General features: G+C 72.4%; 26 protein-coding genes. 14 read left to right on the top strand and 12 right to left on the bottom strand.

Annotation, left to right across the window (positions count from 1 at the left end):
* The first annotated feature begins 15 nt into the window (after positions 1-15).
* The 7 genes from BM028_RS16845 to BM028_RS16815 all read left to right on the top strand — a co-directional run bounded on the left by BM028_RS16845 (position 16) and on the right by BM028_RS16815 (position 7,286).
* Entirely contained in the window at positions 16-2,904 is a 2,889-nt protein-coding gene (locus BM028_RS16845; RefSeq protein WP_092388084.1) for a Na+/H+ antiporter subunit A, read from the top strand.
* The gene (locus BM028_RS16840) at positions 2,901-3,311 is read left to right on the top strand and encodes a Na(+)/H(+) antiporter subunit C (protein WP_071303302.1); all 411 of its coding nucleotides are present in this window, start codon (positions 2,901-2,903) and stop codon (positions 3,309-3,311) included. Before BM028_RS16845 ends, BM028_RS16840 begins: the two co-directional genes overlap by 4 nt.
* Entirely contained in the window at positions 3,308-5,008 is a 1,701-nt protein-coding gene (locus tag BM028_RS16835) for a Na+/H+ antiporter subunit D (RefSeq protein WP_070417258.1), read from the top strand. Before BM028_RS16840 ends, BM028_RS16835 begins: the two co-directional genes overlap by 4 nt.
* A complete protein-coding gene (locus BM028_RS16830; protein ID WP_070417259.1) occupies positions 5,005-5,592 on the top strand; it encodes a Na+/H+ antiporter subunit E in 588 nt (195 codons plus the stop codon). The genes BM028_RS16835 and BM028_RS16830 overlap by 4 nt, the downstream gene beginning before the upstream one ends.
* On the top strand, positions 5,589-5,933 hold the full coding sequence (locus BM028_RS16825; protein ID WP_254803980.1) for an MrpF/PhaF family protein: 345 nt from the start codon (positions 5,589-5,591) through the stop codon (positions 5,931-5,933). Before BM028_RS16830 ends, BM028_RS16825 begins: the two co-directional genes overlap by 4 nt.
* A complete protein-coding gene (gene mnhG, locus BM028_RS16820) occupies positions 5,930-6,286 on the top strand; it encodes a monovalent cation/H(+) antiporter subunit G (protein WP_070417261.1) in 357 nt (118 codons plus the stop codon). Before BM028_RS16825 ends, mnhG begins: the two co-directional genes overlap by 4 nt.
* 100 nt (positions 6,287-6,386) lie before the next feature.
* On the top strand, positions 6,387-7,286 hold the full coding sequence (locus tag BM028_RS16815; RefSeq protein WP_092388081.1) for a hypothetical protein: 900 nt from the start codon (positions 6,387-6,389) through the stop codon (positions 7,284-7,286).
* 81 nt (positions 7,287-7,367) lie between these two features.
* On the opposite strand, the gene BM028_RS16810 is transcribed toward BM028_RS16815, so the two are convergent.
* On the bottom strand, positions 7,368-8,612 hold the full coding sequence (locus BM028_RS16810) for an MFS transporter (RefSeq protein ID WP_092388078.1): 1,245 nt from the start codon (positions 8,610-8,612) through the stop codon (positions 7,368-7,370).
* A gap of 188 nt (positions 8,613-8,800) precedes the next feature.
* Between BM028_RS16810 and BM028_RS16805 the strand changes: the two genes are divergently transcribed.
* A complete protein-coding gene (locus BM028_RS16805) occupies positions 8,801-9,829 on the top strand; it encodes an aldo/keto reductase (protein ID WP_092388075.1) in 1,029 nt (342 codons plus the stop codon).
* Between the two features lie 27 nt (positions 9,830-9,856).
* Here the strand turns inward: BM028_RS16805 and BM028_RS16800 are convergent, their stop codons facing one another.
* Positions 9,857-10,090: a hypothetical protein gene (locus tag BM028_RS16800; RefSeq protein WP_092388072.1), complete on the bottom strand. Its 234-nt coding sequence runs from the start codon at positions 10,088-10,090 to the stop codon at positions 9,857-9,859.
* 125 nt (positions 10,091-10,215) lie between these two features.
* On the opposite strand from BM028_RS16800, the gene soxR reads away from it, so the two are divergent.
* Entirely contained in the window at positions 10,216-10,704 is a 489-nt protein-coding gene (soxR, locus tag BM028_RS16795; RefSeq protein WP_070417265.1) for a redox-sensitive transcriptional activator SoxR, read from the top strand.
* A 63-nt stretch (positions 10,705-10,767) separates the two neighbouring features.
* On the opposite strand, the gene BM028_RS16790 is transcribed toward soxR, so the two are convergent.
* Positions 10,768-11,214, bottom strand: coding sequence for a MarR family winged helix-turn-helix transcriptional regulator (locus tag BM028_RS16790; RefSeq protein ID WP_092388069.1), 447 nt, complete (start codon positions 11,212-11,214; stop codon positions 10,768-10,770).
* Between the two features lie 45 nt (positions 11,215-11,259).
* Here BM028_RS16790 and BM028_RS16785 point away from each other — a divergent pair, with 45 nt between their 5' ends.
* Positions 11,260-12,513 carry a multidrug effflux MFS transporter gene (locus tag BM028_RS16785; RefSeq protein ID WP_070417267.1) on the top strand — a complete coding sequence of 418 codons (1,254 nt, stop codon included), beginning with the start codon at positions 11,260-11,262 and terminating at the stop codon, positions 12,511-12,513.
* On the opposite strand, the gene BM028_RS16780 is transcribed toward BM028_RS16785, so the two are convergent.
* A complete protein-coding gene (locus BM028_RS16780) occupies positions 12,503-13,228 on the bottom strand; it encodes a phosphatase PAP2 family protein (protein ID WP_071296441.1) in 726 nt (241 codons plus the stop codon). The two genes, BM028_RS16785 and BM028_RS16780, sit on opposite strands and share 11 nt — an antisense overlap.
* A gap of 110 nt (positions 13,229-13,338) precedes the next feature.
* Here BM028_RS16780 and poxB point away from each other — a divergent pair, with 110 nt between their 5' ends.
* Positions 13,339-15,063, top strand: a complete 1,725-nt coding sequence (gene poxB, locus BM028_RS16775) for a ubiquinone-dependent pyruvate dehydrogenase (RefSeq protein WP_092388066.1) — start codon at positions 13,339-13,341, stop codon at positions 15,061-15,063.
* Positions 15,064-15,085: 22 nt separating this feature from the next.
* On the opposite strand, the gene pcp is transcribed toward poxB, so the two are convergent.
* Both pcp and BM028_RS16765 read right to left on the bottom strand, forming a co-directional pair.
* Positions 15,086-15,733 (bottom strand): pyroglutamyl-peptidase I, encoded by a 648-nt coding sequence (gene pcp, locus BM028_RS16770; protein WP_092388063.1) that lies wholly within the window; start codon positions 15,731-15,733, stop codon positions 15,086-15,088.
* A gap of 73 nt (positions 15,734-15,806) precedes the next feature.
* On the bottom strand, positions 15,807-16,505 hold the full coding sequence (locus BM028_RS16765; RefSeq protein ID WP_071303293.1) for an SDR family NAD(P)-dependent oxidoreductase: 699 nt from the start codon (positions 16,503-16,505) through the stop codon (positions 15,807-15,809).
* A gap of 101 nt (positions 16,506-16,606) precedes the next feature.
* Here BM028_RS16765 and BM028_RS16760 point away from each other — a divergent pair, with 101 nt between their 5' ends.
* Positions 16,607-17,452: a helix-turn-helix transcriptional regulator gene (locus tag BM028_RS16760; protein WP_092388060.1), complete on the top strand. Its 846-nt coding sequence runs from the start codon at positions 16,607-16,609 to the stop codon at positions 17,450-17,452.
* 41 nt (positions 17,453-17,493) lie between these two features.
* The gene (locus tag BM028_RS16755; protein WP_092388058.1) at positions 17,494-18,126 is read left to right on the top strand and encodes a Pr6Pr family membrane protein; all 633 of its coding nucleotides are present in this window, start codon (positions 17,494-17,496) and stop codon (positions 18,124-18,126) included.
* Between the two features lie 27 nt (positions 18,127-18,153).
* Here the strand turns inward: BM028_RS16755 and BM028_RS16750 are convergent, their stop codons facing one another.
* Positions 18,154-18,453: a Dabb family protein gene (locus BM028_RS16750; RefSeq protein ID WP_092388055.1), complete on the bottom strand. Its 300-nt coding sequence runs from the start codon at positions 18,451-18,453 to the stop codon at positions 18,154-18,156.
* A gap of 9 nt (positions 18,454-18,462) precedes the next feature.
* Positions 18,463-19,350 carry an SDR family oxidoreductase gene (locus tag BM028_RS16745; RefSeq protein WP_071296448.1) on the bottom strand — a complete coding sequence of 296 codons (888 nt, stop codon included), beginning with the start codon at positions 19,348-19,350 and terminating at the stop codon, positions 18,463-18,465.
* Between the two features lie 186 nt (positions 19,351-19,536).
* Here BM028_RS16745 and BM028_RS16740 point away from each other — a divergent pair, with 186 nt between their 5' ends.
* Positions 19,537-19,995, top strand: a complete 459-nt coding sequence (locus BM028_RS16740; protein ID WP_071296449.1) for a DUF4383 domain-containing protein — start codon at positions 19,537-19,539, stop codon at positions 19,993-19,995.
* Between the two features lie 127 nt (positions 19,996-20,122).
* Here BM028_RS16740 and BM028_RS16735 read toward each other — a convergent pair whose 3' ends face one another.
* Genes BM028_RS16735 through BM028_RS16720 form a run of 4 tightly spaced genes read right to left on the bottom strand, consistent with a single transcriptional unit; the run spans position 20,123 to position 24,580 of the window.
* Positions 20,123-21,049, bottom strand: coding sequence for an ROK family protein (locus BM028_RS16735; protein ID WP_070417277.1), 927 nt, complete (start codon positions 21,047-21,049; stop codon positions 20,123-20,125).
* Positions 21,046-22,725 carry a dipeptide ABC transporter ATP-binding protein gene (locus BM028_RS16730; protein WP_092388052.1) on the bottom strand — a complete coding sequence of 560 codons (1,680 nt, stop codon included), beginning with the start codon at positions 22,723-22,725 and terminating at the stop codon, positions 21,046-21,048. The genes BM028_RS16735 and BM028_RS16730 overlap by 4 nt, the downstream gene beginning before the upstream one ends.
* The gene (locus BM028_RS16725) at positions 22,725-23,624 is read right to left on the bottom strand and encodes an ABC transporter permease (protein ID WP_071296452.1); all 900 of its coding nucleotides are present in this window, start codon (positions 23,622-23,624) and stop codon (positions 22,725-22,727) included. The genes BM028_RS16730 and BM028_RS16725 overlap by 1 nt, the downstream gene beginning before the upstream one ends.
* Complete coding sequence (locus BM028_RS16720) at positions 23,621-24,580, bottom strand: ABC transporter permease (protein WP_092388049.1); 960 nt, start codon at positions 24,578-24,580, stop codon at positions 23,621-23,623. Before BM028_RS16720 ends, BM028_RS16725 begins: the two co-directional genes overlap by 4 nt.
* Between the last annotated feature and the right edge of the window lie 5 nt (positions 24,581-24,585).

Below are 24,585 nucleotides of genomic sequence, written 5' to 3'. Positions count from 1 at the left end.
CCGAGGAGGTGCCCGATGGTCATCGTCCTCGTCGCGTTCGCGATCGTCGCCCTGATCGTCCCCGCCCTGACCCCCGTCCTCGGCCGCCGCGTGTTCTACGTGGCGGCCCTCGCACCGGCAGCAGCCGCGGTCCTGACCGTCGCGCAGACCGGTCCGGCGTTGCACGGCGCGGTCACGGAGCGGTTCCAGTGGGTGCCGCAGCTCGACCTCGCGATCGCCCTGCGGATGGACGCCCTCTCGTGGGTCCTCGCCCTCGTGGTGAGCGTGGTCGGCGCCCTCGTGCTCGTGTACTGCGCCACGTACTTCGGGCCGGACGAACCCGGACTCGGTCGGTTCGCCGGGGTCCTCACCGCCTTCGCCGGGTCGATGTACGGGCTCGTGGTCGCCGACGACGTCATCGTGCTGTTCGTCCTCTGGGAAGCGACGACGGTCTTCTCCTACCTGCTGATCGGCCACGACTCGGTGAAGCGTGCCAGTCGCGCGGCGGCGATGCAGGCGCTCGTGGTCACCACCGCCGGTGGTCTGGCGATGCTCGCCGGTCTCGTGGTGCTGTCGGTGACCGCCGGGACGACGTCGCTCTCCGGGATCGTCCAGGATCCGCCGTCGGGGACGATCGTCTCGGTGTCCGTCGTGCTCGTCCTGCTCGGCGCGCTGACGAAGTCCGCCATCGTGCCGTTCCACTTCTGGCTCCCCGCCGCGATGGCCGCCCCGACCCCGGTCAGCGCGTACCTGCACGCCGCGGCGATGGTCAAGGCCGGCATCTACCTCGTCGCCCGGCTCGCCCCCGCGTTCGCGCTCCTCGGCGGGTGGCGCGAGACCATCACCGTGCTCGGGGTGCTCGGCATGCTCATCGGTGGGTACCGTGCGCTCCGGCAGACCGACATCAAGCTCCTGCTCGCCTACGGCACGGTCGCCCAGCTCGGGTTCCTCGTGCTCGCGGCCGGGTGGGGTGCGCCCGAGGTCGCCCTCGGCGGGGTGGCGCTGCTGGTGGCCCACGCGGCGTTCAAGTCGACCCTGTTCCTCGTCGTCGGTGCGATCGACCACGTCACGGGCACCCGCGACCTCGCGCGCCTGAGCGGTCTCGGACGCCGGATGCCCTGGCTGACGGTCGTGGCCGTCCTCGCACTGCTGTCGATGGCGGGCATCCCGCCGACGATCGGCTTCGTCGCGAAGGAGGCCGTGCTCACCGGCTTCATCGACTCGCTGCACGGCCCCGACGCCGGGTGGGCGTGGTTCGCGCTCGTCGGCGTGACGATCGGCTCGGTGCTCACCGTGGCCTACTCGCTGCGGTTCCTGTGGGGCGCCTTCGCCCGGAAGCCCGGCGTGCCCGACACCGAACCGCACGGCCTGCACGGCCTCGGCGTCGTCCCGTCGGTCCTCGCGCTCACGGGTCTCGCGCTCGGCCTCGCGACGCCCCTCGTGGCGCACGGCATCGAGCCGGCCGCGCACGCCGCCGCCCTCCCCGGCGAGGTCCCGCACCTCGCGCTCTGGCACGGTCTCGAGCCGGCGCTCGGCCTCTCCGCGGTGACGCTCGTCGGCGGTCTCGCGCTGTTCGCCCTGCGCCGCCCGGTCGAGGCGCTCCAGCACCGCCTCGCGGGTTCCCCCAGCGCGTCGAGCATCTACCGGCACCTCATGCGCGGGCTCGACCGGGTGGCGACGGGCCTCACCGCCGGGGTCCAGCGCGGTTCGCTCCCCTACTACCTGACCGTCATCCTGTCGGTGTTCGTCGCCGGGGCGCTCGTCAACCTGGTCATCGGCGGGCCGTGGGCGTTCCACGTCCGGTTCGCCGACTCGTGGGGACAGATCCCCGTCGTCCTCGTCATGTCGATCGCCGCGATCGCCGTCCTCACCGCCAAGACCCGGTTCGCCGCGGCGGTGCTGGTCGGCGTGACCGGGTACGGCATGTCCGTCCTGTTCGTGCTGCACGGAGCGGTCGACCTCGCCCTGACCCAGCTCGTGGTCGAGACGGTGACGCTCATCGCGTTCGTGCTCGTGCTGCGCCGGCTCCCCCCGCGGATCGCCACCGCGAACCCGTCCCGCTTCCGCGTCGTGCGGGCGCTCTTCGCGGGCCTCGCCGGGCTGACCCTCGCGATCGTGGTCGTCGTCGCCGCGTCGGCACGGACGGCCGAGCCGCTCTGGCCGGACCTGCCGGCGTTGACGAGCTCGTTCGGGCACGGCCTGAACGTCGTGAACGTGGCCCTCGTCGACCTCCGAGGCTGGGACACCCTCGGCGAGCTGACCGTCGTGGTCGCCGCCGCGACGGGCGTCGCGAGCCTGATCTTCGTGAACTCCCGCGAGGACACGCTCCCCCGCCTCCGCGACCTGCCGGCCCGGCTGACCGCCGACCGCGACGAGCGCACGGACGGCGAGCCCCGCGCCTGGCTGCCGACGAGCGCCGCGATCCCGACCGGCCGTTCGGCGCTGCTCGACGTCGTCGTCCGCCTGCTGTTCCACGGCCTGATCGTCCTGTCGGTCTACCTGCTCTTCGCCGGGCACAACGCGGCGGGCGGCGGGTTCGCCGGTGGTCTCGTCGCGGGCATCGCCCTCGCGGCCCGGTACCTCGCGGGTGGCCCGGCCGAGCTCGGCGCCGCAGCCCCGGTCCGGGCCGGACGCCTGCTCGGGCTCGGCGTCGCCACGGCCGCGATCACCGCCCTCGTGCCGATGTTCTTCGGCAGGGAAGCCCTGTACTCCGAGTTCTTCGAGGCCACCGCCCCGGTGCTCGGCCACGTCGAGTTCGTCACCGCCACGTTCTTCGACATCGGCGTGTACCTCGTGGTCGTCGGCCTCGTGCTCGACGTCCTCCGCAGCCTCGGCGCCGAGGTCGACCGGCAGCGGCTCGAGGACGCCTCGACGCCCGTGCAGGACATGACCGAAGCCCCCACCCCGGAAGGGAGCGCCACGTGACCGTCACCCTCGTGCTCGTCATCGCGATGGCGGTGCTGTTCTCCTGCGGGGTCTACCTGCTCCTCGAACGCTCGCTGACCCGGATGCTGCTCGGCTTCCTCCTGCTCGGCAACGCCCTCAACCTGCTGCTCCTCGTGATGTCCGGTGCTGCCGGCAACCCGCCGATCGGCAAGACCTCCGAGGGCATCACGGACCCGCTCCCCCAGGCGTTCGCCCTCACCGCGATCGTCATCACCTTCGCCGTGAGCGCGTTCCTGTTGGCCCTCATCCACCGCTCGTGGAAGCTCTCCCGCGCCGACGAGGTCGAGGTCGACGAGGCCGACGTCGCGATCGGTCGGGAACGCGACGAACCCGCGGACGAAGACCCCGAGACCACCACCGACGCAGAACAGGAGGCGACCCGATGACCTGGCTCGTCCCGCTCCTCGTCCTCGTCCCGCTGCTCGGCGCCGCGGTCGCGCTCGGACTCCTCAACCACCAGAAGCTGCAGCGCGCGATCACCGTCGTGGTGCTCGTCGTCGCCCTGGCCGTCGCCGCGACCCTCATGGTGCTCGTCGACCAGCACGGCACGATCGTGGTGCAGGTCGGCGGGTGGGACGCGCCGTACGGCATCTCGCTCGTGGTCGACCGGCTGAGCGCGCTGCTCCTCACCGTGAGCGCGAGCGTGCTCCTCGTCGTCCTGCTCTTCTCGATCGGCCAGGGGCTCGCGGCCGACGACGGCGAGGCGCCGGTCACGATCTTCTACCCGACGTACCTCGTGCTCGCCGCCGGCGTGCTCGACTCCTTCATCGCCGGGGACCTCTTCAACCTGTACGTCGCGTTCGAGATGCTGCTGGTGGCGAGCTATGTGCTCATCACCCTCGGTGGCAGCGAGCAGCGCGTTCGGGCGGGCACCACGTACATCGTCACGAGCCTCATCGCGTCGGCGATCTTCCTCGCGGCGATCGGCCTCGTGTACGGCGCCACCGGCACGGTCAACATCGCCCAGATCAGCGAGCGGATGGCTGCCCTGCCCGAGCACGTGCAGCTGCTCCTCCACACGATGCTGCTCATCGGGTTCGGCATCAAGGCCGCCGTGTTCCCGCTGGCATTCTGGCTGCCGGACTCCTACCCGACCGCGCCGGCACCGGTGACGGCGGTGTTCGCGGGCCTGCTCACGAAGGTCGGCATCTACGCGATCATCCGGCTCGAGACGATCATCTTCCCGAGACCGCAGCTCAACACCGTGCTCCTCATCGTGGCGATCCTGACGATGGTGGTGGGCGTGCTCGGCGCGGTGTCGCAGACCGACGTGAAACGACTGCTGTCCTTCACGCTCATCAGCCACATCGGGTTCATGGTCATGGGTGTCGGCCTCGGTTCGGTCGCCGGGACGGCCGCCGCGGTGTTCTACACGGTCCACCACATCGTCGTGCAGACGACGCTCTTCCTGGTCTCCGGGCTGATGGAACGCGTCGGCGGCACGACCTCGACCCGATCGCTCGGCGGGCTGCTCAAGGCCGCCCCGCTGCTCGCCGCGCTCTACCTCGTGCCGGCGTTCAACCTCGGTGGCATCCCGCCGTTCTCCGGCTTCATCGGCAAGCTCGGCCTCTTCCGTGCCGCGGCGATCGACGGCTCGCCCCTCGCCTACGCGACGATCGCCGCCGGTGTCGTGACGAGCCTCCTGACCCTGTACGCGCTCATGCGCGTCTGGGACGCCGCGTTCTGGCGTCCGAAGCCCGCGGCCGAGGCAGCTGCCCCGCACGCGAGCACCGCAGAGCCGCACGCCCACCTGCGGTCGCCGGAACCGGCGCCGCTGACCGTGTCCGAGGACACGGGCAAGGCGTTCCACCCAGGAGGCTCGGTGACGGTCACCGACGCACCCCACGCGAGTCGCGCCTCCAGTCCGGAGACCGCACCGACGGCCACGCAGGACGGCGTCGGCGAAGCCCCCACGCGCGTGAAGCTGCCGCGCATGCTCGTCGGCGTGACGACCGTGGCCGTCCTCGGGTCGGTCGCCCTGACCGTCGTGGCCGGCCCGCTGTACGGCTACGCGACCCGAGCGGCGGAGTCGCTCGAGTCCCCGGACCGCTACGTGCAGGCCGTGCTCGGGGGGACGCGATGACCGCGGACAGCACCCGGCGGATCACGAACGCGCGGCGCATCGCCGTCGCGTGGCGCTACGACGTCCCGCTCGTCGCCGGGCTGACCGTGCTCTGGGCGCTGCTCTGGGGTTCGTGGACGCCGCTGACCCTGCTCTGCGGGATCGTCGTCGCGCTGCTCGTGACGCAGTTGCTCCCGCTGCCGCCGGTGCCGCTGTCCGCCCGGTTCTCGATCCCGCACGCCGCGTGGTTCCTGGTGGTGTGGTCGGGACTGGTCGTACTCGCCTCGTTCCGGGTCGCCTGGGTCGCACTCCGCCCACGCGGGGTCCGGCGGAGTTCGATCACGCTCGTCCAGCTCCACACCACCTCCGAGATGACGTTCACCCTGGCGACGCTCGCGATCTCCCTCGTGCCGGGGTCGTACGTCGCCGACGTCGACCTGCGACGCCGCCGGCTGCTCCTGCACGTCCTCGACACCGAGCGGGTCGAGCAGGTCGACGCGGCCCGCCGTGAGGCGCTCGGCATCGAGACGCTCGTCATCCGGGCCCTCGGGTCGAAGCAGGACCTCTCCGAACTGTCCGAACCCCTGCCGGAGGTCACGCGATGAGCGTCGCAGTCGTCGTCATGGGCAGCGCGATCGCCCTGGTGCTCGCGCTGCTCGGGGCCACCCTCGTGCTCGCCGTCCTCCGCATCGTGCGGGGCCCGACCATCCTCGACCGGATGATCGGCTCGGACATGGTGCTGACGACCGCGCTCGTGGTGATCGGTGCCGCGATGGTGATCCGGCGGGACCTGACGGCCGTGCCCGTCCTCGTGGTGATCGCCGCGACGAGCGTCTTCGCCACGATCGCCGTCGCCCGTGCGGTCACCCCGTCCTCCGATCCGTCCGACGAGGGGCTGACCGTGACCACGCCCGAGCACGCCGACGACCAGGAGCGTCCCCAGTGATCGACATCATCCAGGGGTTCATCGACGGCGCCGGGGTCCGCGCGTGGATCGCCGTCGGGCTGCTGCTCGTCGGGGCGGTGCTGTCGCTCGGCGCCGGCGTCGGGATCGTCCGGTTCCCCGACCCGCTCGTCCGGCTGCACGCGATGGCGAAGCCGCAGGTGCTCGGGCTGGCGTTCGCCCTCGCCGCGATCGTGGTCGCCGTGTGGACGTGGACGGCGCTGTGGGTCGTCCTGCCGATCATGGTGTTCCAGCTGTTCCTCGTGCCGGTGTCGACGCACATGATCGCCCGAGCCGGGCTGCGGGCGGACGACTACCGCCACGAGGACCTGCTGGTCGACGACACGGAGTCGTGACCACCGCGCTCGCCCGTCGTCGGTACGCCTGACGAGTGTGAGCCGTTCAGATTGCGCATGTGACATTTGAGTCTCCACCTCACAGAGATCGGAGACCACCATGCGGATCCCGTCCGTCATCCTGGCGACCTGCGTCGCCTCCGCCATCAGCGTCGGAGCCGGCGCGCTCGTCGCACCCGCCGCGTTCGCCGCGTCGACCGCAGCACCCGCCGCGGCGGTCCAGCCCGCCGCAGCGCAGCTCGTCGTGACCAGCCCCGGCGAGTACCTGCCCGGCGGCGACGTGCTGATCGCGGGCACCGCAGAGGCCGGCAGCGACATCACCTTCTCGTCGACCGGCGACTTCCTGCTCGGCGAGACCACCGCCGACGACCGCGGCGACTGGCAGTGGACGTTCGACGCGAGCGACATCGGCGGCGACTACACGCTCCGGATCAGCGACGGCCGCACCTCGGTCGACCACACCCTGCGTGACGTCAGCCCGCCCACGGCCGGCCTCGTCGTCACCAGTGGTGACACGTACGACCCGGGACCCGACACGGTCGTCGCCGGCACCGCGGAACCGGGCAGGCGGATCGTCATCGAGTCGGCGTACGGCTGGCGGCTCGGCGAGACCGAGGCCGACGACCAGGGCGACTGGCGCTGGGAGTTCGACACGTCCGAGTACAGCGGCGACATCGCCCTGCGGATCCGCGACGGGTGGAACACCGTCGAGCACACCCTCCGCGACGTCAGCGTGCCCGTCCCCGTCTCGCAGATCACCGTCACGAGCGCGGACACCTACCGCCCCGGTGACGAGCACGTGCTCGTCTCCGGGCACGCCGAACCCGGCCGGACCCTCGAGATCTCGACGGTCGGGGACTTCCTCCTCGACCGCGTCGTGGCCGACGACGAGGGAGCGTGGAGCTGGGTGTTCGACGCCAGCGACGTCGGCGGCGACTACACGCTCCGGATCGCCGACGGCTTCTCGAGCGTGGACCACACGCTGCGCGACGTGAGCTGAGTCCGCACGCGCGCTGACGCGCGGACCACGGGCCTGGAGGCGCGGTGCGGGCCCGCGCCGTCCCTCCAGGCCGTCAGGCGGTCACGCGTGTGCGCGACGCGACAGCACGAGGTTCGCCACCGCGGCGAGCACGACGACCGCCGCGGACGCGGCCGGCAGCAGCATCGCGGCGTCGGCCCCGTGCTGCTGGGCGACGTCGCCCGTGATCGCCGACGCGATGGACTGCCCCACGATCACGGCGGAACCGAGGATCGTCATGGTGGTCGCCGAGCGCCCGACGGGTGAGCGGTCGGAACCGAGACTGTACTGCGCGACCAGGGTCGGTCCGATCCCGATCCCCATCACCGCGAGCACGACCCCCACGGCGACGACGGAACCGGCCTGCGAGAACCAGACCGCACCGCCGAGCAGCACGACGCCGAACACGAGCCACCGCCACCCGAGGGCGAACCGGCGCGGGAACGCCGCCGAGCCGAGGGCGAGCCCCGCGGAGCCGATGCCCATCAGGCCGTAGAGCAGCCCCGCCTGCGAGGGCTCGCCGTGGGTCTCCATGAAGGCGGTCAGCGCGGTGAGCGTCGAGCCGAAGAACAGGCCGACGCCGAGGATCCCGAGGACCACCACGACGAGCCGGGGCCGCAGGAGCTGACGGGCCGGTGCCTGCTCGAGCTCTTCGTGCCGGCCGACGACGAGCTTGCCGGTCGGGTGCAGCGCGAACGCCGTGACGAAGACGAACGTCAGCGCGGAGGCACCGGCGACGGCCACCCACGGGGCGATCGCACTCGCCAGGATCCCGACGAGGAACGGGCCGATGATGAACACGGTCTCGTCGGCCGCGGACTCGTACGCCATCGTGCCGCTGAGGACCTTGCCGCGACGTGCCGGGGCCATCCGCTGCCCGATGATCGCGACGAGTCGGGTCCGGGACATCGGGGCGACCTGGGGCGCCGAGGCCCCGATGCAGAACGCGAGTGCGAGCACGGCGACGTCCGGCGCGGTGCCGTCCACCACGAACGGGAACACCCCGAGCAGCACGGCGTTCACCAGGCCGACGGGGACGAGCACGTTCCGCTGGCCGAAGCGGTCGGCGGCGGCACCGACCAGCGGGCCGAAGACCGCGGCGCCGATGCCGACCGACGCGGAGTTGACGCCGCCGAGCGCCACGGAGTCGCGCGCGGAGACGACGAGCGTCAGCACGCCGACGACCATCATCGCGAAGGGGAGCCGGGCGACGAACGCGACGGGGAAGTACCAGCGTCCGGCGTGGGCGACGAGCGAGCGGTCGTCGGTGGTCGCGGGCGCGGGCGCGGTGGAACTGGTGTGGAGCATGGAGGTGTGCCTTCTCGGCCCGGCCGGGGATCTCCTGGGGCGGACCCATCGGGTGCCGCCGTTGTCCGTCGGGGTGCCGACGGCCGGTAGATACACACTGCGTGTTGGTGGAGCGGCCCCAGGGTACCAGCGGTAACGGTTCGTCACCCAGGGCCCGGTGCAACGGGCGTCCTCCTATCGTGGCCGCCATGGAACAGCGACGCATGGGGCGGACGGGGGCTCCCGTCAGCGCGCTGACCCTGGGGAGCCGTGCCGTGTCGACGGTCGCCGAGCGGGACGTGGACGACGCCGTCCGACTCGTCCACGAGGCGCTCGGGCGCGGGGTCACCGCGGTGGACGTGTCCGACGCCGAGGGGGCGGGCCTCGCCGAGACCGTCCTCGGTGCCGCACTCGGCGACCGCCGCGACGACGTGTTCCTGGCGGTGCGGTTCGGGGACCCGGTCGACCGGGACCCGTCGCACCACGGCAACGGACGGCGGTGGATGTTCCGCGCGGTCGAACGGAGTCTCGAACGGCTCGGTACCGACGTCATCGACCTCTACCAGCCGGCGCACCCGGACCCGGCGACCTCGCTCGACGAGACCCTCGACGCGCTCGCCGACCTCGTCACGCAAGGCAAGATCCGCGCCTTCGGGATCCCGGGCTTCCCGGCCGAGGAGCTCGTCGAGGCGCAGTGGCTCCGGTCGGGCGGGAAGAGCGCCAGCGCGACGCACGCCCCGTACTCGATCCTCACCCGGACGGCGGAGCGGACGACCTTCCCGGTCGCCCGACGGTTCGGGCTCGGTGTGCTCGCGGCGGCGCCCCTCGCGGGTGGCTGGCTCGCGGGCGCGTACCGGAACGGCACCGTACAGCCCCGGTCGCCGCGGGTGGTCGAGCAGCCGCACGCGTACGACATCGGCGCCCCGGCGAACCGACGGAAGCTCGACGTCGCCGACCGCCTGGGGCACCTCGCGGACGAGTCCGGGCTCACCCTGCTCGAGCTCGCGGTGGGGTTCGCGTTGACCCACCCCGACGTGTCGAGCGTGGTGATCGGTCCGCGGACGCTCTCGCACGTGGACGCGTACGCGCAGGCGGCCGAGGTGGTGCTCGACGACGAGGTGCTCGACGCGATCGACCGGGTCGTGCCGCCGGGGACGCACGTGCTGGAACGCGACACGGGGGTGGAGCTGCCGGGGCTCAGCCGGGAGCGGCTCCGCGGGCGCGTCCTCGCCCACTGACGCGAGGACCCCGTCAGCGGGAGGCGATCAGCGGTACGCGACCGTGCTGACCGCGGCGTGCGCGACCATGACCGGCAGCGCCAGTGCGTGCGGGAGCCGGGCGGCCGCGCGCTCGAGCCGGCCGAGCACGCCGTCGAGGGCGAGCGGGTGGCGGGTGAGACCGGTGACCCCGGTCGCGTCGGCGGTGCCGGCGGCTCGTGCGGGAGCGACCGGACGGGCGGTCGTGGTGCGGGCGGTGCGGGGCTGCAGGATCGTGGTCATGGTCGGACCTCCGGGTCGGGAGCCGCCCCTCGCGGCTCGTGGTACACAACATATTGGACATCAGTTTGCATGTCAACTGTTATGTCACGCGACCTCGACGAGCCCCGCGTCGTAGGATCTCGACCATGGTGGAGATCCCGCGTCCGAGCCCGACCGACCTCCTCACGATCGGCGAGGTCGTCGCCCGGACCGGGGTCGCGGCGTCGGCCCTGCACTTCTACGAGCGCAAGGGCCTCATCCACCCCGAGCGCACCGCCGGCGGCACCCGCCTCTACCCACGACACGTCGAGCGGCGCATCGCGATCATCCAGGTCGCCAAGCGGCTCGGGATCCCGCTCAGCGAGGTCGCGGAGCAGTTCGAGACACTGCCGTCCGACCGCATGCCCTCACTGCGGGACTGGAACCGCCTGAACGAACGGTGGCGGGCACGACTCCGCGCCCGGCAGCTCGAACTGGAGCGCCTGCAGGAGGAGATGACGCAGTGCATCGGCTGCGGCTGCGTGTCGCTGAACGCCTGCCTCGTGATGAACCCGGGCGACGAGCTCGGTGCCGAGGGGCACGGAGCCCGGCGGTTGCTGCCGATCGCGGACGAGGTGCCGGACCGGACCGTCTGACGGCGAGGAGGGACGGTGCGGGCCCGACCCGCGCCTCCAGGCCGTCGACCGGTCGCGTCGCGGTCAGCGCGTCGCGTCGCGCAGGTGGTCGTCGATGCGCGTGAGCGTGGCGAACGTCGCCGCCACACCCTCGTCGTCGCCCCCGAGCGCCTGCCGGAGCATGCCGGCCCAGTGCGCGTGCAGCCGTTCGATGCTGCCCGCGGCGAGCTCGGTCGAGTACAGCTGCACGGTCCGGGCGTCGTCCGGGTCGGGCCGACGCTCGACCATCCCCTTCGCCACGAGCGACCCGACCGCGACGCTGAGGTTGCTGCGCTTGAGGGCCGTCGCCTCGGCCACCGTGCTCGGCGTCGACCCGGGATTGCGGTCGACCCAGCGCATCACGAGGGCCTCGGTGCCGGTGAGCGGCACGATGTCGAGCGACCTCGCACCGTGCGGGTCGATCTCGCGCGAGATCCGGAGCACGACGTCGGCGAGCTCGGCGAGGAGGTCGTCGGACGGCGCGGATCCCATGCCGTCACCCTACCGACGTCGCGCATCAGTTATGCTTTCATAATCATGACCACGGACACCGGCTCCATCCGCGCGCACGCCGCGACACCCACGACCCGACAGCAGGGCATCACCACCGGCCTGCTGCTCGTGCTCGGCCTGTTGAGCGCCGTCGCGCCCTTCGCGACCGACCTCTACCTGCCGGCCTTCCCGCAGATGACCACCGAACTGCAGGCTTCGGCGACGACCGTGCAGCTCACACTCACCGCGTTCCTCGTCGGCGTGACCGCGGGACAGCTCGTCTTCGGACCGCTGTCCGACCGGTTCGGCCGGGTGCCGCCGCTCCTCGCCGGCGCCGCACTGTGCGTGCTCGCGAGCGCCGCGGCCGTGCTCGCGCCGAACGTCGGTGTGCTCGTCGTCGCCCGGCTGCTGCAGGGCCTCGGCGGCGCGGCCGGCATGGTGATCGGTCGCGCGGTGATCTCCGACCTCGCGACGGGCAAGCCGGCGGCGCGGGCGTTCTCGCTCATGATGATCGTCGGCGGGGTCGCCCCGGTGGTCGCGCCGCTGCTCGGAGGGCTCCTGACGGGGCCGATCGGCTGGCGCGGGCTCCTCACCATCGTGCTCGGCCTGTCGGTCCTCATGCTCGTGGCGGTGCTCGCCGTGGTCCGCGAGACGCACCTGCGTTCGCGCCGCGATGCCCTGCGTGCCGAGCGACGGGCGTCCGGCGCGACGGGCTCGCCGCTGCGGGCACTCCGCTCCCGGACGTTCGTCGGGTACACCGCGGTGTTCGGCTTCGCGTTCGCCGTGATGATGGCGTACATCTCGGCGTCGCCGTTCCTGTACCAGGACATGCTCGGGCTCGGCACGGTGGGCTACGGTCTCGCGTTCGGCTGCAACGCCCTCGCACTGATGGGCGTGAGCATCCTCTCGGCGAAGCTCACGGCGACGCGCTCGGTCACCGGGGTGCTCGCGCTCGGCATCGTCCTCGTGCTGGCCTCGACCGTCGCGTTCGCGCTGCTCGTCGTCACGTCGGCACCGGTGTTCTGGCTCGCCGTCCCGCTGTTCACCGCCGTGGGGTCGCTCGGCCTCGTGCTCGGCAACGCGACCGCGCTCGCGCTCGGGGCGGTGCCGCAGGCTGCCGGGAGCGCCTCGGCGGTGCTGGGTGCCCTGCAGTTCGGGCTCGCGGCGCTCGTGTCGCCGCTCGTGAGCATCGGCGGCGAGGGCACGGCGGCGCCGCTCGCGGTCGTGATGCTCGCGGCCGCGGTGGTCGCCGTGGTGGCGCTCCTGGCCGCGCGCGGTCGGCGCGGCGTCAGCGCGTGACCTCGCGCTGCGCCGCAGGACCCCGGGGCCGCAGGAACGGGATCTTCGGCATGAGCCAGTCGACCCACACCACCCGCACGCCCGGCGCGACGGCGAGCGCCCACAGGATCGACGCGGCGGCGTCCGTCGGGTAGTGCACGGCGTCGATCGACACCGCGAAGAACACGACGACGATCGCCACGACCCCGAGCCCCAGCGCGAGGCGGTGCCACCGGGTGTCGCGGAGCAGCCAGATGAGCGCGATGACGAACGCGGTGATGTAGACCGTGTGCCCGCTCGGGTAGCCGGGGTCCGGCTGTACCGGGAACGGGTGCGGCAGCACGGCGACGTCCGGACGGGCCCGGTGCACGATCTCCTTGACGACGGCGGACGGCACCCACGTGATCGCGATCGTGCCCCCGAACGCCAGCGCCGGGCGGAGGTCGCGGGTCCGCCACCAGATCACCGCGACGACCACGACCGTGATCCCGATCGCCGGGGCGGGACTGATGACGTGGTAGACCGCCGTCGTGAACGCCCCGAGGGCGCCGGTGTGCAGCCCGTTGAGCGCCTTCGAGAGCCCGAGGTCGACCGTGCCGAGGGTGAACCCGACGATCGTGATGAGGACGACGGCGACGACGGCGATCGCCACCGACGCGAGCGGGTAGCGGCTCCGGTCGAGGATCCCGTACTCGTCGGACGCTCGTCGGCGGGGGCGGAGATCGTGGTCGGACATCCGCCCATCGTCGCAGGTGCGGCGTCCGGGCGGCCCCGAGTTCGGTGTCGGACGATCAGAGGTCGCTCAGTGAACGGCGGGGATCAGCCGCCAGGACTAGACACGAAGGCATGACAACCGTTGCCGAGAACATCGTCGCCACCCTCCGTCAGAACGACGTCGAACGGGTCTACGGTCTCCCCGGGGACTCCCTCAACGGCTTCACCGACGCGCTGCGCAAGGACGGCACGATCCGGTGGGAGCACGTCCGCCACGAGGAGGCGGCCGCGTTCGCCGCCTCCGCCGAGGCCGAGCTGACCGGGAACCTCGCCGTGTGTGCGGGCAGCTGCGGTCCCGGCAACCTGCACCTCATCAACGGCCTGTACGACGCGAACCGCTCCCGCGTGCCGGTCCTCGCGATCGCGGCGCACATCCCGACGGCGGAGATCGGTTCCGGCTACTTCCAGGAGACCCACCCGCAGGAGCTCTTCCGCGAGTGCTCGGTCTACGTCGAGTACGTCGCCGACCCGTCCCAGATGCCGCGCCTGCTCGAGATCGCGATGCGCGCCGCGGTCGAGAAGCGCGGTGTCGCCGTGCTCGTCATCCCGGGCGACGTGCTCCTCGCCGAGGCCGTCGCGCCCCGCGTCACGACCATCGAGCGCGCCGAGCCGCGGATCATCCCCGCACAGGCCGAGCTGGAGCGCACCGCGCAGCTGCTCAACGGCGCCGACAAGGTCACCATCCTCGCCGGCGCCGGCGTCGCGGGCGCCCACGACGAGGTCATCGCCCTCGCCGAACGCCTGCAGGCCCCGATCGTGCACGCCCTGCGCGGCAAGGAGCACATCGAGTGGGACAACCCGTACGACGTCGGCATGACCGGGCTCCTCGGCTTCGCCTCCGGGTACCGCGCGATGGAGGACGCCGACGTGGTGCTCATGCTCGGCACCGACTTCCCCTACCAGCAGTTCTTCCCCGCGAAGGCGAAGCACGTGCAGGTCGACATCCGCGGCGAACAGCTCGGCAAGCGGCACCCGGTCGACATCGGCCTGGTCGGCACCGTCAAGGACACGGCGCTCGCCCTCATCCCGCTGCTCACCGGGTCGCACCCCACGAAGCACCTCGAGGACGCGCGCAAGCACTACGCGAAGACCCGCGCGAAGCTCGACGACCTGGCCGTGCCGGCCGGCAAGCACAAGCCGCTGCACCCGCAGTACGTCGCACGTGCGCTCGACCGGCTCGCCGACCAGGACGCCGTGTTCATCCCCGACGTCGGCTCCCCCGTCGTGTGGGCGTCGCGGTACCTCACCATGAACGGCGACCGGCGGCTGATCGGGTCGTTCGTGCACGGCACGATGGCGAACGCGGTGCCGCAGGCGATCGGTGCGCAGGCGGCGTTCCCCGACCGGCAGGTCATCGCCATGGCCGGTGACGGCGGCCTCGCGATGCTGCTCGGCGAGCTCATCACGATCGTGCAGAACAAGCTGCCCGTGAAGATCGTCGTGTTCGACAACTCGTCCCTGAACTTCGTCGAGCTCGAGATGAAGGCGGCCGGGTTCGTCACCTACGGCACCGAGCTGCAGAACCCCGACTTCGCGAAGGTCGCCGAGGCGATCGGCATCGCGGGCTTCCGCGTCGACGAGTCCGACCAGCTCGAGGACGCGCTCGCCGCTGCCCTCGCACACGAGGGCCCCGCGCTCGTGTCGGTCAAGGCCGACCGTCAGGAGCTCTCGATGCCGCCGGCGGTGACCCTCGAGCAGGCGAAGGGCTTCACGCTCTACGCGATCCGCACCGTGCTGTCCGGCCGCGGCGACGAACTGCTCGACCTCGCGTCGACGAACTTCCGCCAGTTCATCTGACCGACGACGAGGGCGGCGCGGGTCAGGACTCCGCGCCGCCCTCGGCGACGATGTCCGGCGCCGGGTCGAGCGAGGCGCGGACCACGGCGTCGAGCGCGGTGACGATCCGGTCGAGGTCGAGCGAGGGTCCGTCCGCGGCGATGTCCGGGGTGGCCGGGACGTGCACGAAGCCGGCGCGGAAGCCCTCGCGATCGGCGAACGACATGAGCTCGTAGAACACCTGGTTGCAGGTGAACGTCCCCGCCGTGTTGGACACCGCAGCGGGGACCCCGGCCGCCCGGACGTCCCGGACGATCCGCTTGATCGGCAGTCCGCTGAACGCTGCCGGGGCACCGAACGGGTCGATCGGCTCGTCCACCGGCTGCGCGCCCGCGTTGTCCGGGATCCGGGCGTCCATGACGTTGATCGCGACGCGCTCCGGTGTCACCGCGGCCCGTCCGGCAGCGAGCCCGGTCGCGATGACGACGGCGGGACGGTGCTTCGCGATCGCCGCCGCGAGCCGCGACCGTTCCTCGGCGAAGACCACCGGCAGCTGCTCGACGACGAGCGTCGCCGGGCCGTCCCACGTGGCTGCGAGCCGCTGTGCGGCTTCCCACGAGGGGTTCACGGCGTCGCCGCCGAACGGTTCGAAGGCGGTCAGCAGGACGGTCGGTTCGGTCGCGTCAGCCACGTCCTCATCGTAGGGACCTGCGGGCCGGGAGGCGCGGTGCGGGCCCGCCCTGCGCCTCCCGTTCGTCGGATGGTCACCATCCGAGCGGCGCACCGTCCTCCAGGAAGACACCCGTCGGACCGTCGGGGCCCGCGGCGGCCGCCGCGGCGACCGTCGCCGCACTGACCTCGACCGGACGGCCGTGCGGGTTCGGAACACCCCCGAACTCGGTCGCGGTGTACCCGGGCTCGACCGCGACGAAGTGGACCTCCGGCACGGCACGGGCGTACTGCACGGTGAGCATCGACACCGCCGCCTTGCTCGCGCCGTAGACGATCGCCTGGTACTGCGACGCCGGCTTCTCCGGGTCGTGGTTGGCCGCGAACGAACCGAGCGCGCTCGAGATGTTCACGACGATCGGGGCTGCGGAGGACCGCAGCAGCGGCAGCGCGGCCTCGGTCGTGCGGACGACGCTCACGGCGTTCGTGTCGAACACCTCGAGTGCCTCCGGTCCGTCCAGCCCGAGCTTGCCGATGCCGGCGTTGTTCACCAGCACGTCGAGCCCGCCGGCAGCGCCGATGGTCGCGAACGCCGCGGCGACCGAGGCGTCGTCCGTGACGTCGAGCTGCACGGCACGGACCGCGTTCGGTCCCGTGCTGATCTCGTGGGCCACCGCGTGGCCGGTGTCGAGGTCGCGGGCGCCGATCCACACGGTGTGGCCGGCCGCGGCGAGCTGGCGGGCGGTCTCCTTGCCGAGGCCGCGTGTGGCCCCGGTGACGAATGTCGTTGTCATGGCCCCAGCGTCGCTCCGGCGAGCGCCCTCGGGGAGCCGTCCCGCTGTCGGAGGACTGCTGGACCCAGGACAGCGGGCGCGACGGGTCGCAGACTGGAGCCGTGGAACACACCGAGTTCGGCCGCACCCTCCGTCGGCTGCGCGACCACGTCGCGCCGGACACCGTCGGCGTCGTCGCGGGGAGCCGTCGGCGCGCGGCCGGCCTCCGTCGCGAGGAGCTCGCCGCCCTCGCCGGGATCTCGGCCGACTACCTCACCCGGCTCGAGCAGGGGCGGGCGACCTCGCCGTCCGCCCAGGTGGTCGAGGCGCTGGCCCGCTCGCTCCGGGTCGCGGACGCGGAGCGCGAGCTGCTGTTCCGGCTCGCTGGGCACGCCGCCCCGGGCGCCGACGTCGTGCCCTCGCGCATCCCGCCGAGCGTGCAGCGGCTGCTCGACCGACTGTCGGACACCCCGGTCGCGGTGCTCGACGCCGCCGGCACCATCCTCACCGCGAACGGGCCGTACGACGCGCTGATGGGCCCGGTCGGTGCGCTCCGTGGGCACGAGCGGAACACCGCGTGGCGCCACCTCGTCGGTCCGGGCAGCCGGGCGGTGCACTCGGATGCCGAGCAGCGGGCGTTCGAGGCCTCGGTCGTCGCCGAGCTCCGGCTCGCGGTCGCCCGGTACCCGCTCGACCGCGGGCTGCGGCAGCTCGTGCGGGACCTCCGTGCCGCGAGCGAGCGGTTCGTCGAGCTGTGGGAGACCGGCGACACCGCACCGCCGCGGAGCTCCGGCCGACGGAAGGTCGTGGAGCACCCGGCGGTGGGCCGGATCGCCCTCGACTGCGACACCCTGCGGATCGCGACCGATGACCTGACGGTGCTCGCGTACACCGCGGAGCCGGGGAGCGCCGATGCCGAGCGGCTGGCGCTGGCGGTCGTGCTCGGGACACAGTGGCTCGTCGGGTGACCGATCCGTCCGGGAGTCCCGGCGATCGGTAGGGTGGCGCCATGAAGACGACCGTCCTGGCTGCCGTCCGCCTCGCGCTCGCGGCCGCGTCCGTCGCCGGGGTCGTCACCCAGGTCGTGCTGAGCGTACGGGTGGACTTCAGCCTCGTGAGCGTCTTCAGCTACTTCACGATCCTCGGCAACCTCTACGCCAGCACCGTGTTCGTGATCGGCGCCGTCCGGCTCCTGCGGGGTGTCCCGTCGTCGCGCGGGTGGGAGGTCGCGCGCGGCGCCGCGGTCGTCTACCTGGCGTTCGTCGGCATCGTGTTCAACACGCTGCTGGCCGGTGCCGACCTCGGCGAGCTCCTGCCGTGGGTGAACGTCGTGCACCACATGATCATCCCGGCGGCCGTCGTGGTCGACTGGTTCGTGAACCGTCCCCGCCACCGTCAGCCGTTCACCATGGTCTGGGCGGCCGCGATCGTGCCCGCGGTCTACACCGCCTACACGCTGGTCCGCGGTGCGATCGTCGGGTTCTACCCCTACCCGTTCTTCAACCCGGCCCGCGTGGGCGGGTACGGCGGCGTCGCGCTGTACTGCGCGGCGCTGCTCGTCGGCTTCCTCGTGATCGCCGTGCTCGTGCGCGCATCGGGCAACGCCATGGCCCGGCGGACGGCGGTCGTCGGGTCGCGCTGATCGGCACGCCCGACGACCACCCCGACGTCAGTCCTCGACGTCGAAGACCACGACGCGTTCGCTCGCGCCCTGGATGTACGCGGCGACGGGCTGGTGCTCCTCGTGCGGCAGGTACCCGGCGAGCGCCGCGCGGTCCCGGAACCGGACGACGAGCATCCAGTCGAAACCGCCCTCCAGCCCCTCGGTGCTGATGCTCTCGCCGGACCGCACGGACTCGACGCCGTCGATCCGCGGCAGGTGCTCGCGCACGACGGCATCGGCCTGCGCCGACCGGTCGGCTGCGTCGCCGTCCCAGGCGACGAGGACCACGTGTGTCGTCCCGCTCATCGTGTCCTCCTAGAAGGCCGGGGTGCCGCCGGCGATGGTGATCGTCGACCCGGACTGGTAGCTGGACTCGGGGCTGACGAGGTGCACGTACGCGGCAGCGAGTTCGGCGGGCTGACCGGGGCGGCCGAACGGCGACTGCTCGCCGAAGTGCGCCACGGTCTCGGCGTCGTCGGACCCCGGCTGGAGGGGCGTCCACACCGGTCCCGGAGCGACCGAGTTCACGCGGATGCCCTTCGGTGCGAGCTGCTGGGCGACGGCCTCGGTGAAGAGCTTGATCGCGCCCTTGGACACCGCGTAGTCGATCTTGTCCGGCGACGGCGTGCTCGCCTGGATCGACCCGGTGGTGACGATCGTGGATCCCGGCTCGAGGTGCGGCACGGCGGCCTTGGTCAGCCAGAAGAGCGAGTAGATGTTCGTCTTGAAGGTCGAGTCGAAGTGCTCGGTCGTGAGCGTGAGGATGTCGTCGTTGCTGTCCATCCGCCCGGCGACCATGACGAGGGTGTCGAGGCCACCGAACTCGTCGACGGCCTTCTGGACGAGGTCGGTGCAGTACTGCTCGTCGGAGATGTCGCCGGGGAAGAGCACCGCACGACGCCCTTCGCCCTCGAGCAGGTCGCGCACCTGTTCGGCGTCCTCCTGCTCGTCGGGCAGGTACGAGAGGACGAGGTCGGCGCCCTCGCGGGAGAGTGCGATGGCGGCGGCGCGGCCGATGCCCGAGTCGGCGCCGGTGACGATGCCCCTGAAGCCCTTCAGGCGACCGAGCCCGACGTAGCTCTCCTCGCCGTGATCGGGCTTCGGGTCCATCTTCCACGCGGCCCCGGGGAGCGACTGCTCCTGCTCCGGGTACGGCGGGGCGGGGTAGAGGGTCTTCGGATCGCGCTTGTCGTACTGGCTCATGCGCTCCACGATGCCCGGCGTCCCCTCCGCGACGGCTCAGGCCCCAGGCACGGCCAGCGCGCGGATGTGTGGGTCGCGAAGTACCTGCAAACCGACCGGGCACATGCTCCGAATGCACTGTGGGCGTCATGAGCGCCCGGACCGGCGCACCGGCGTTCCGGCCCTCGTTGAGAGAGAGGTCGCATCATGACCAGCAACGCAGCAACGAACCGCACCGCCAACGGCTCCACCTGGACGCAGAAGGGCGCCCTGGTCTTCGGGATCGTCTTCCTCATCGTCGGCATCGCCGGGTTCATCCCCGGTCTCACGATGGACATGGGCACGATGTCGGTCGCCGGCCACGGCTCGATGGCGCTCCTGCTCGGCACGTTCCAGGTCTCCGTGCTCCACAACATCGTCCACCTGCTGTTCGGCGTCGTCGGGCTCCTCGCGGCCCGCAGCGCTCGCGGCGCCCGGCTCTACCTGCTCGTCGGCGGGATCGTCTACGCGGTCCTGTTCGTCTACGGCCTGTTCACCGCCGGTATGGCCGACCCGGCGAACTTCGTGCCGCTCAACAGCGCCGACAACGTGCTGCACCTGGTGCTCGCCGTCGCGATGATCGTGCTCGGCCTGCTGCTCCCCCGCGTCGGCGCACGCCGCGTCTGACGACGGCCCCGCGACGGGCCCACGGAACGTCGCACCGACCGGAGCCGGCCCGGACCACGTGATCAGGTGGTCCGGGCCGGCTCCTCGGCGTCGACGCGGTGCTGTGCGGTGCTGCGCGGCGTCTCCCTCAGCGCGCGGGCGCGCTCCCGAGCACCAGGTCCCGCACCTGCGCAGCGGCACCGAGCGCCACGGCATCGGACCCCAGCGACGACAGGGCCAGCCGGATCGGCGCCCCGCTCACCGGGGGCTCCAGGGCGATGGCAGCACTGATGGCCGGCTCGAGCAGGTCCCAGGACCGCGCGATCCCCCCGCCGATGACGATGGTCGTCACGTCGAGGATCCCCGCCGTCAGCAGGGCAGCACGCGCCAGCCCCCAGCCGGCGGTCTCGAAGACCGCGGCGGCGTCGGGGTCCCCGGCGCGTGCGGCGTCGGCGACCTCGCGGACGGTGACCCGGCGCCCGGTCCGTTCGGCGTAGCGGTCGGCGATGCCGCGTGCCCCGGCGATGGTCTCGAGGTGGCCGACCTGCCCGCAGGTGCACACCGCGTCGCCGAAGCCCGGGACGTGGCCGATCTCGCCCGCCGCACCTCGGGGCCCGGCGAACAGCGAGCCGCCGAGCACGAGCGCGCCGCCGACCCCCGTCCCGAGCGTCATGCCGAGCACGTCCGGCTCCCCCGCCACGGCACCGGCGGCGACCTCGCCGAGCAGGAAGGCGTTCACGTCGTTGTCGAGGGTCGCGGGGACGCCGAGGGCCGACGTGACCGCGTCCGTCACGCCGTAACCGGCCCAGCCGGTGAACGAGTTGCCCGTCACGAGCACCGTCCCCGTGCTCGCGTCGACGACGCCGGCAGCACCCACCCCGACGCCGGTCACGGAGGCGCGGTGCCGGTCGAGCAGGTCCGTCACGGCACCGAGGGCGGCCGTCACGATCGCGGCGCCACCCGCGTGGGCGGGCGTCGGCAGGTCGATGCGGTCGATCACCTCGAGCGCCGGGGTCGCGAGGACCACCTTGGTGTTCGTCCCGCCGACGTCGACGCCGGCGACGACCTCGCTCACGCGGTCACCGCCCCCAGGGTCGCGAGTCGCTCGACCCGGCGTTGCCGCTGCACCACCGGGTCGGGGACGGGCACGGCGGCGAGCAGCCGTCGGGTGTAGTCGGTGGTCGGGTGCATGAGGGTGGCACCGGTCGTGCCCTGCTCCTCGACGACACCCTGGCGCATCACGACGACCCGTTCGGCGAACTGCTGCACGACGGCGAGGTCGTGCGAGACGAACAGGCACGCGAACCCGAGGTCGTCCTGCAGCTCGCGGAGGACCTCGAGCACCGTCTCCTGCACGCTGACGTCGAGCGCACTGGTCGGTTCGTCGGCGACGAGCAACCGCGGCGAGAGCACGAGCGCCCGGGCGAGGGACACGCGCTGCCGCTGCCCGCCCGAGAGCTCCCGGGGTGCACGCGACGCCAGGGTCCGGGGCAGCCGGACGGCGTCGAGGACCTCGTCGATGCGCTTCCGACGGTCGGCGGAGGACATGCCGCGACGGTGCACGGCGAGCGGTTCGGCGATGCACTCGGCGACCGACATCCGGGCGTCGAGCGACGCCACCGGGTCCTGCAGCACGACGCCGATGCCCGACCGGAGCGCTCGGCGGTCGCGACCACGCGCCGTGCGCAGGTCGGAGCCGAACAGGTGCACGCTGCCGGACGTCGGCTTGACGAGGCCGAGCGCGACCCGGGCCGCGGTGGACTTGCCGGAACCGGACTCCCCGACCAGGCCGACGGTCTCGCCGGCGTGCACGGCGATGTCGATGCCCTGCAGCGCGTGGACGGCGCGCGCCCCGCGCCCGAACGTCACCGAGACGTCCCGCAGGTCGACCACCGGGGCCGCGCCGCGCCTCCCGTCCGAACCGTCCGCGACGGCCGCACCGGACGCGACGGCCGCCCCGGCCTCGGCCACGGCCAGCCGCGGCACCGCCGCGAGCAACCGCTTCGTGTACTCGTGCTCCGGCCGGAGCAGGACGTCCTCGACGGAGCCCGTCTCGACGATCGACCCCTGCAACATGACCGCGACCCGGTCCGCGAAGTCCGCGACGACGCCCATGTTGTGGGTGACGAGCAGGACTCCCGTGCCGGTGTCGGCCGCCAGGCGACGCAGCAGCTCGAGGATCTCCGCCTGCACGGTGACGTCGAGGGCCGTCGTCGGCTCGTCGGCGATGAGGAGCTTCGGTGAGTTCGCGATCGCCATCGCGATGACCACGCGTTGCCGCTGGCCGCCGGACAGCTGGAACGGGAACGCCCTGGCACGCTGCGCGGGCGAGGGGATGCCCACGCGGTCGAGCAGGTCGACGGCTCGTGCCGCGGCGTCCGCTGCCGAGACGTCGCCGTGGTTCCGGATGACCTCGGCGATCTGGGCCCCGACGCGGGTGAGGGGGTCGAGGGCGGTCGCGGGCTCCTGGAAGACCATCGAGACGGTGCTGCCGCGGAGCGAACGCAGGGCGGGCTCGGCGGCGCCGACGATCTCGTGGCCGTCGACGACCGCGCTGCCGGTGGCGGTGGCGTTGCCGGACAGCAGCCCCATCGCGGCGAGGGCGACGGTGGACTTGCCGGAACCGGACTCCCCGACGAGCGCGAGCGTCTCACCGGGTTCGACGTGCAGGGAGACCCCGCGGACGGCGTCGACCGTGCCGGACTCCGTGCTGAAGGAGACTCCGAGGTCGGTGGTGGTCAGGATGGACATCAACGGCCCCTCACGTCGAAGGCGTCCCGGAGCCCGTCGCCCACGGCGTTGAACGCGCAGACGACCAGGATCACGGCGAGACCCGGTGGCACGATGAGCCACCACCGCCCCGAGTAGGCGGCGGTGAGTCCTGCCGAGAGCATGCCACCCCAGTCCGTCGCGGGTGCCTGCACGCCCAGCCCGAGGTACGAGACGTAGGCGACGAGGAGGATCGCGTCGGCGACCTGGAACGTGGCGGCGACGACGATCGTGGACACCGAGTTCGGCAGCAGGTGGCGGCCGATCGCGCGGGCGTGCGACCCGCCGATCGCGCGGAGGGTCAGCACGTAGTCGCGGTTCTTCAGCGTCAGCGTCTCGGCGCGGATGAGCCGGGAGGGCACGAGCCACGACACGAAGCCGAGGATCACGATGAGTCCCCACACACCGGGCGTCGTGATCGCCGAGATGACGAGCAGGATGAACAGCGCCGGGATCGCGATGCCGGCGTCGACCACGCGCATCATCACCGCGTCGACCCAGCCGCCGACGTACCCGGCGATCGAGCCCCAGAGGGTGCCGACGACGGTGGCGAGGACGCCGGCGGCGATGCCCACCATGAGCGACACCTTGCCGCCGAACATCAGCCGGCCGAGCACGTCGTGCCCGACGGCGTCGGTGCCGAGCAGGTGCGCGGCGCCGGGGGCGAGGTTCGCCTGGGAGAGCTGGGTGTGCGTCTGGTCCGTCGGGTACAGGAACGGGCCGACGAAGCAGAACAGCACGATGACGACGATGACGACGAGGCCGATCACCGCGAGGGTGTTGTGGCGGAAGCGGCGGACGGCGAGGCGCCAGCCGGTGGCGGCGACGGGCTGCACGAGCGACGCCGCTCCGGGGGCTTCGGGTGCCAGCTGTGCGGTCATGCGCGGCCTGCCTTCACTCGGGGGTCGATCAAGGACTGCGCGACGTCGGCGAGCAGCGTGCCCACCACGGTCGCGATCGAGATGACGAGGACGCACCCGAGCAGCGTCGGGTAGTCCGAGGTCTGCGCGGCGTTCCAGAAGAGGAGCCCCATGCCGGGGTAGTTGAACAGCTGCTCCGTGACGAGCGCCCCGCCGAACAGCACCGGCAGGTAGTACCCGAGCATCGCCACCACCGGGGTGAGCGAGTTCCGGAACACGTGCCGGCGCAGGATCGCCGCGGTCGAGGCACCGCCGGCGCGGGCGGTGCGGACGTAGTCCTCCTGCAGGTTCTCGAGCGTCGAGGCCCGCATGTACCGGCTGAAGACGGCGATCATGGCGAGGGCACCGGTGACGACGGGGAGCACGAGCCCGGCCGGGTCCTGGAAGACCTCGGCGAGGGTGTTCCCGCTCGGTGCCTGGGACGGCAGCCAGGGCAGCTGCTGGCTGAAGACGATGATGAGGACGAGCCCGAGGAAGAACGCGGGCGTCGAGTAGAAGACGAACGCCAGCGCGGTGGCCGCGTAGTCGACCGCGCCGTTGCGCCGGACCGCTTGCCACATGCCGACCGGGATCGCGAGCACGATGCCGAGCACCGCGGACATCCCGGTGAGGACGAGGGTCTTCGGCAGCCGCTCCGTGATGAGCTGCGAGACCGGCTCGTTGAGCGTGTACGACGTGCCGAGGTCGCCGATGAGGAGGCGGCCGAGGAACCGGAGGTACTGCACGGGCAGCGGCTGGTCGAGCCCCTGCGCCGTGTTGAACGCGGCGATCTGCGCGGGCGTCGCGGAGACGCCGAGCACGCCGCGGGCGGGCCCGCCCGGCAGGGCGTGCAGCAGGCAGAACACGACGATCGTGACGATGAGGATCACCGCGAGCGCCTGCAGGACGCGCCTGGTGAGGTAGAGAGCTGTGGTCATGCGGC

Origin of the sequence: Curtobacterium sp. YR515 (genome assembly GCF_900113095.1) — a bacterium.
Taxonomy (GTDB): domain Bacteria; phylum Actinomycetota; class Actinomycetes; order Actinomycetales; family Microbacteriaceae; genus Curtobacterium.
Note: the sequence above shows the minus strand (reverse complement) of the source record. Positions and strands in the feature narration are given on the sequence as shown.

Excerpts from the sequence above, each read along its gene's own strand:
- BM028_RS16845 (WP_092388084.1), top strand. The coding sequence starts at position 16 with ATGGTCATCGTCCTCGTCGCGTTCGCGATCGTCGCCCTGATCGTCCCC.
- BM028_RS16835 (WP_070417258.1), top strand. The coding sequence starts at position 3,308 with ATGACCTGGCTCGTCCCGCTCCTCGTCCTCGTCCCGCTGCTCGGCGCC.
- BM028_RS16830 (WP_070417259.1), top strand. The coding sequence starts at position 5,005 with ATGACCGCGGACAGCACCCGGCGGATCACGAACGCGCGGCGCATCGCC.
- BM028_RS16825 (WP_254803980.1), top strand. The coding sequence starts at position 5,589 with ATGAGCGTCGCAGTCGTCGTCATGGGCAGCGCGATCGCCCTGGTGCTC.
- BM028_RS16815 (WP_092388081.1), top strand. The coding sequence starts at position 6,387 with ATGCGGATCCCGTCCGTCATCCTGGCGACCTGCGTCGCCTCCGCCATC.
- BM028_RS16810 (WP_092388078.1), bottom strand. The coding sequence starts at position 8,612 with ATGCTCCACACCAGTTCCACCGCGCCCGCGCCCGCGACCACCGACGAC.
- BM028_RS16805 (WP_092388075.1), top strand. The coding sequence starts at position 8,801 with ATGGAACAGCGACGCATGGGGCGGACGGGGGCTCCCGTCAGCGCGCTG.
- BM028_RS16800 (WP_092388072.1), bottom strand. The coding sequence starts at position 10,090 with ATGACCACGATCCTGCAGCCCCGCACCGCCCGCACCACGACCGCCCGT.
- soxR (WP_070417265.1), top strand. The coding sequence starts at position 10,216 with ATGGTGGAGATCCCGCGTCCGAGCCCGACCGACCTCCTCACGATCGGC.
- BM028_RS16790 (WP_092388069.1), bottom strand. The coding sequence starts at position 11,214 with ATGGGATCCGCGCCGTCCGACGACCTCCTCGCCGAGCTCGCCGACGTC.
- BM028_RS16785 (WP_070417267.1), top strand. The coding sequence starts at position 11,260 with ATGACCACGGACACCGGCTCCATCCGCGCGCACGCCGCGACACCCACG.
- BM028_RS16780 (WP_071296441.1), bottom strand. The coding sequence starts at position 13,228 with ATGTCCGACCACGATCTCCGCCCCCGCCGACGAGCGTCCGACGAGTAC.
- poxB (WP_092388066.1), top strand. The coding sequence starts at position 13,339 with ATGACAACCGTTGCCGAGAACATCGTCGCCACCCTCCGTCAGAACGAC.
- BM028_RS16765 (WP_071303293.1), bottom strand. The coding sequence starts at position 16,505 with ATGACAACGACATTCGTCACCGGGGCCACACGCGGCCTCGGCAAGGAG.
- BM028_RS16755 (WP_092388058.1), top strand. The coding sequence starts at position 17,494 with ATGAAGACGACCGTCCTGGCTGCCGTCCGCCTCGCGCTCGCGGCCGCG.
- BM028_RS16750 (WP_092388055.1), bottom strand. The coding sequence starts at position 18,453 with ATGAGCGGGACGACACACGTGGTCCTCGTCGCCTGGGACGGCGACGCA.
- BM028_RS16745 (WP_071296448.1), bottom strand. The coding sequence starts at position 19,350 with ATGAGCCAGTACGACAAGCGCGATCCGAAGACCCTCTACCCCGCCCCG.
- BM028_RS16740 (WP_071296449.1), top strand. The coding sequence starts at position 19,537 with ATGACCAGCAACGCAGCAACGAACCGCACCGCCAACGGCTCCACCTGG.
- BM028_RS16730 (WP_092388052.1), bottom strand. The coding sequence starts at position 22,725 with ATGTCCATCCTGACCACCACCGACCTCGGAGTCTCCTTCAGCACGGAG.
- BM028_RS16725 (WP_071296452.1), bottom strand. The coding sequence starts at position 23,624 with ATGACCGCACAGCTGGCACCCGAAGCCCCCGGAGCGGCGTCGCTCGTG.
- BM028_RS16720 (WP_092388049.1), bottom strand. The coding sequence starts at position 24,580 with ATGACCACAGCTCTCTACCTCACCAGGCGCGTCCTGCAGGCGCTCGCG.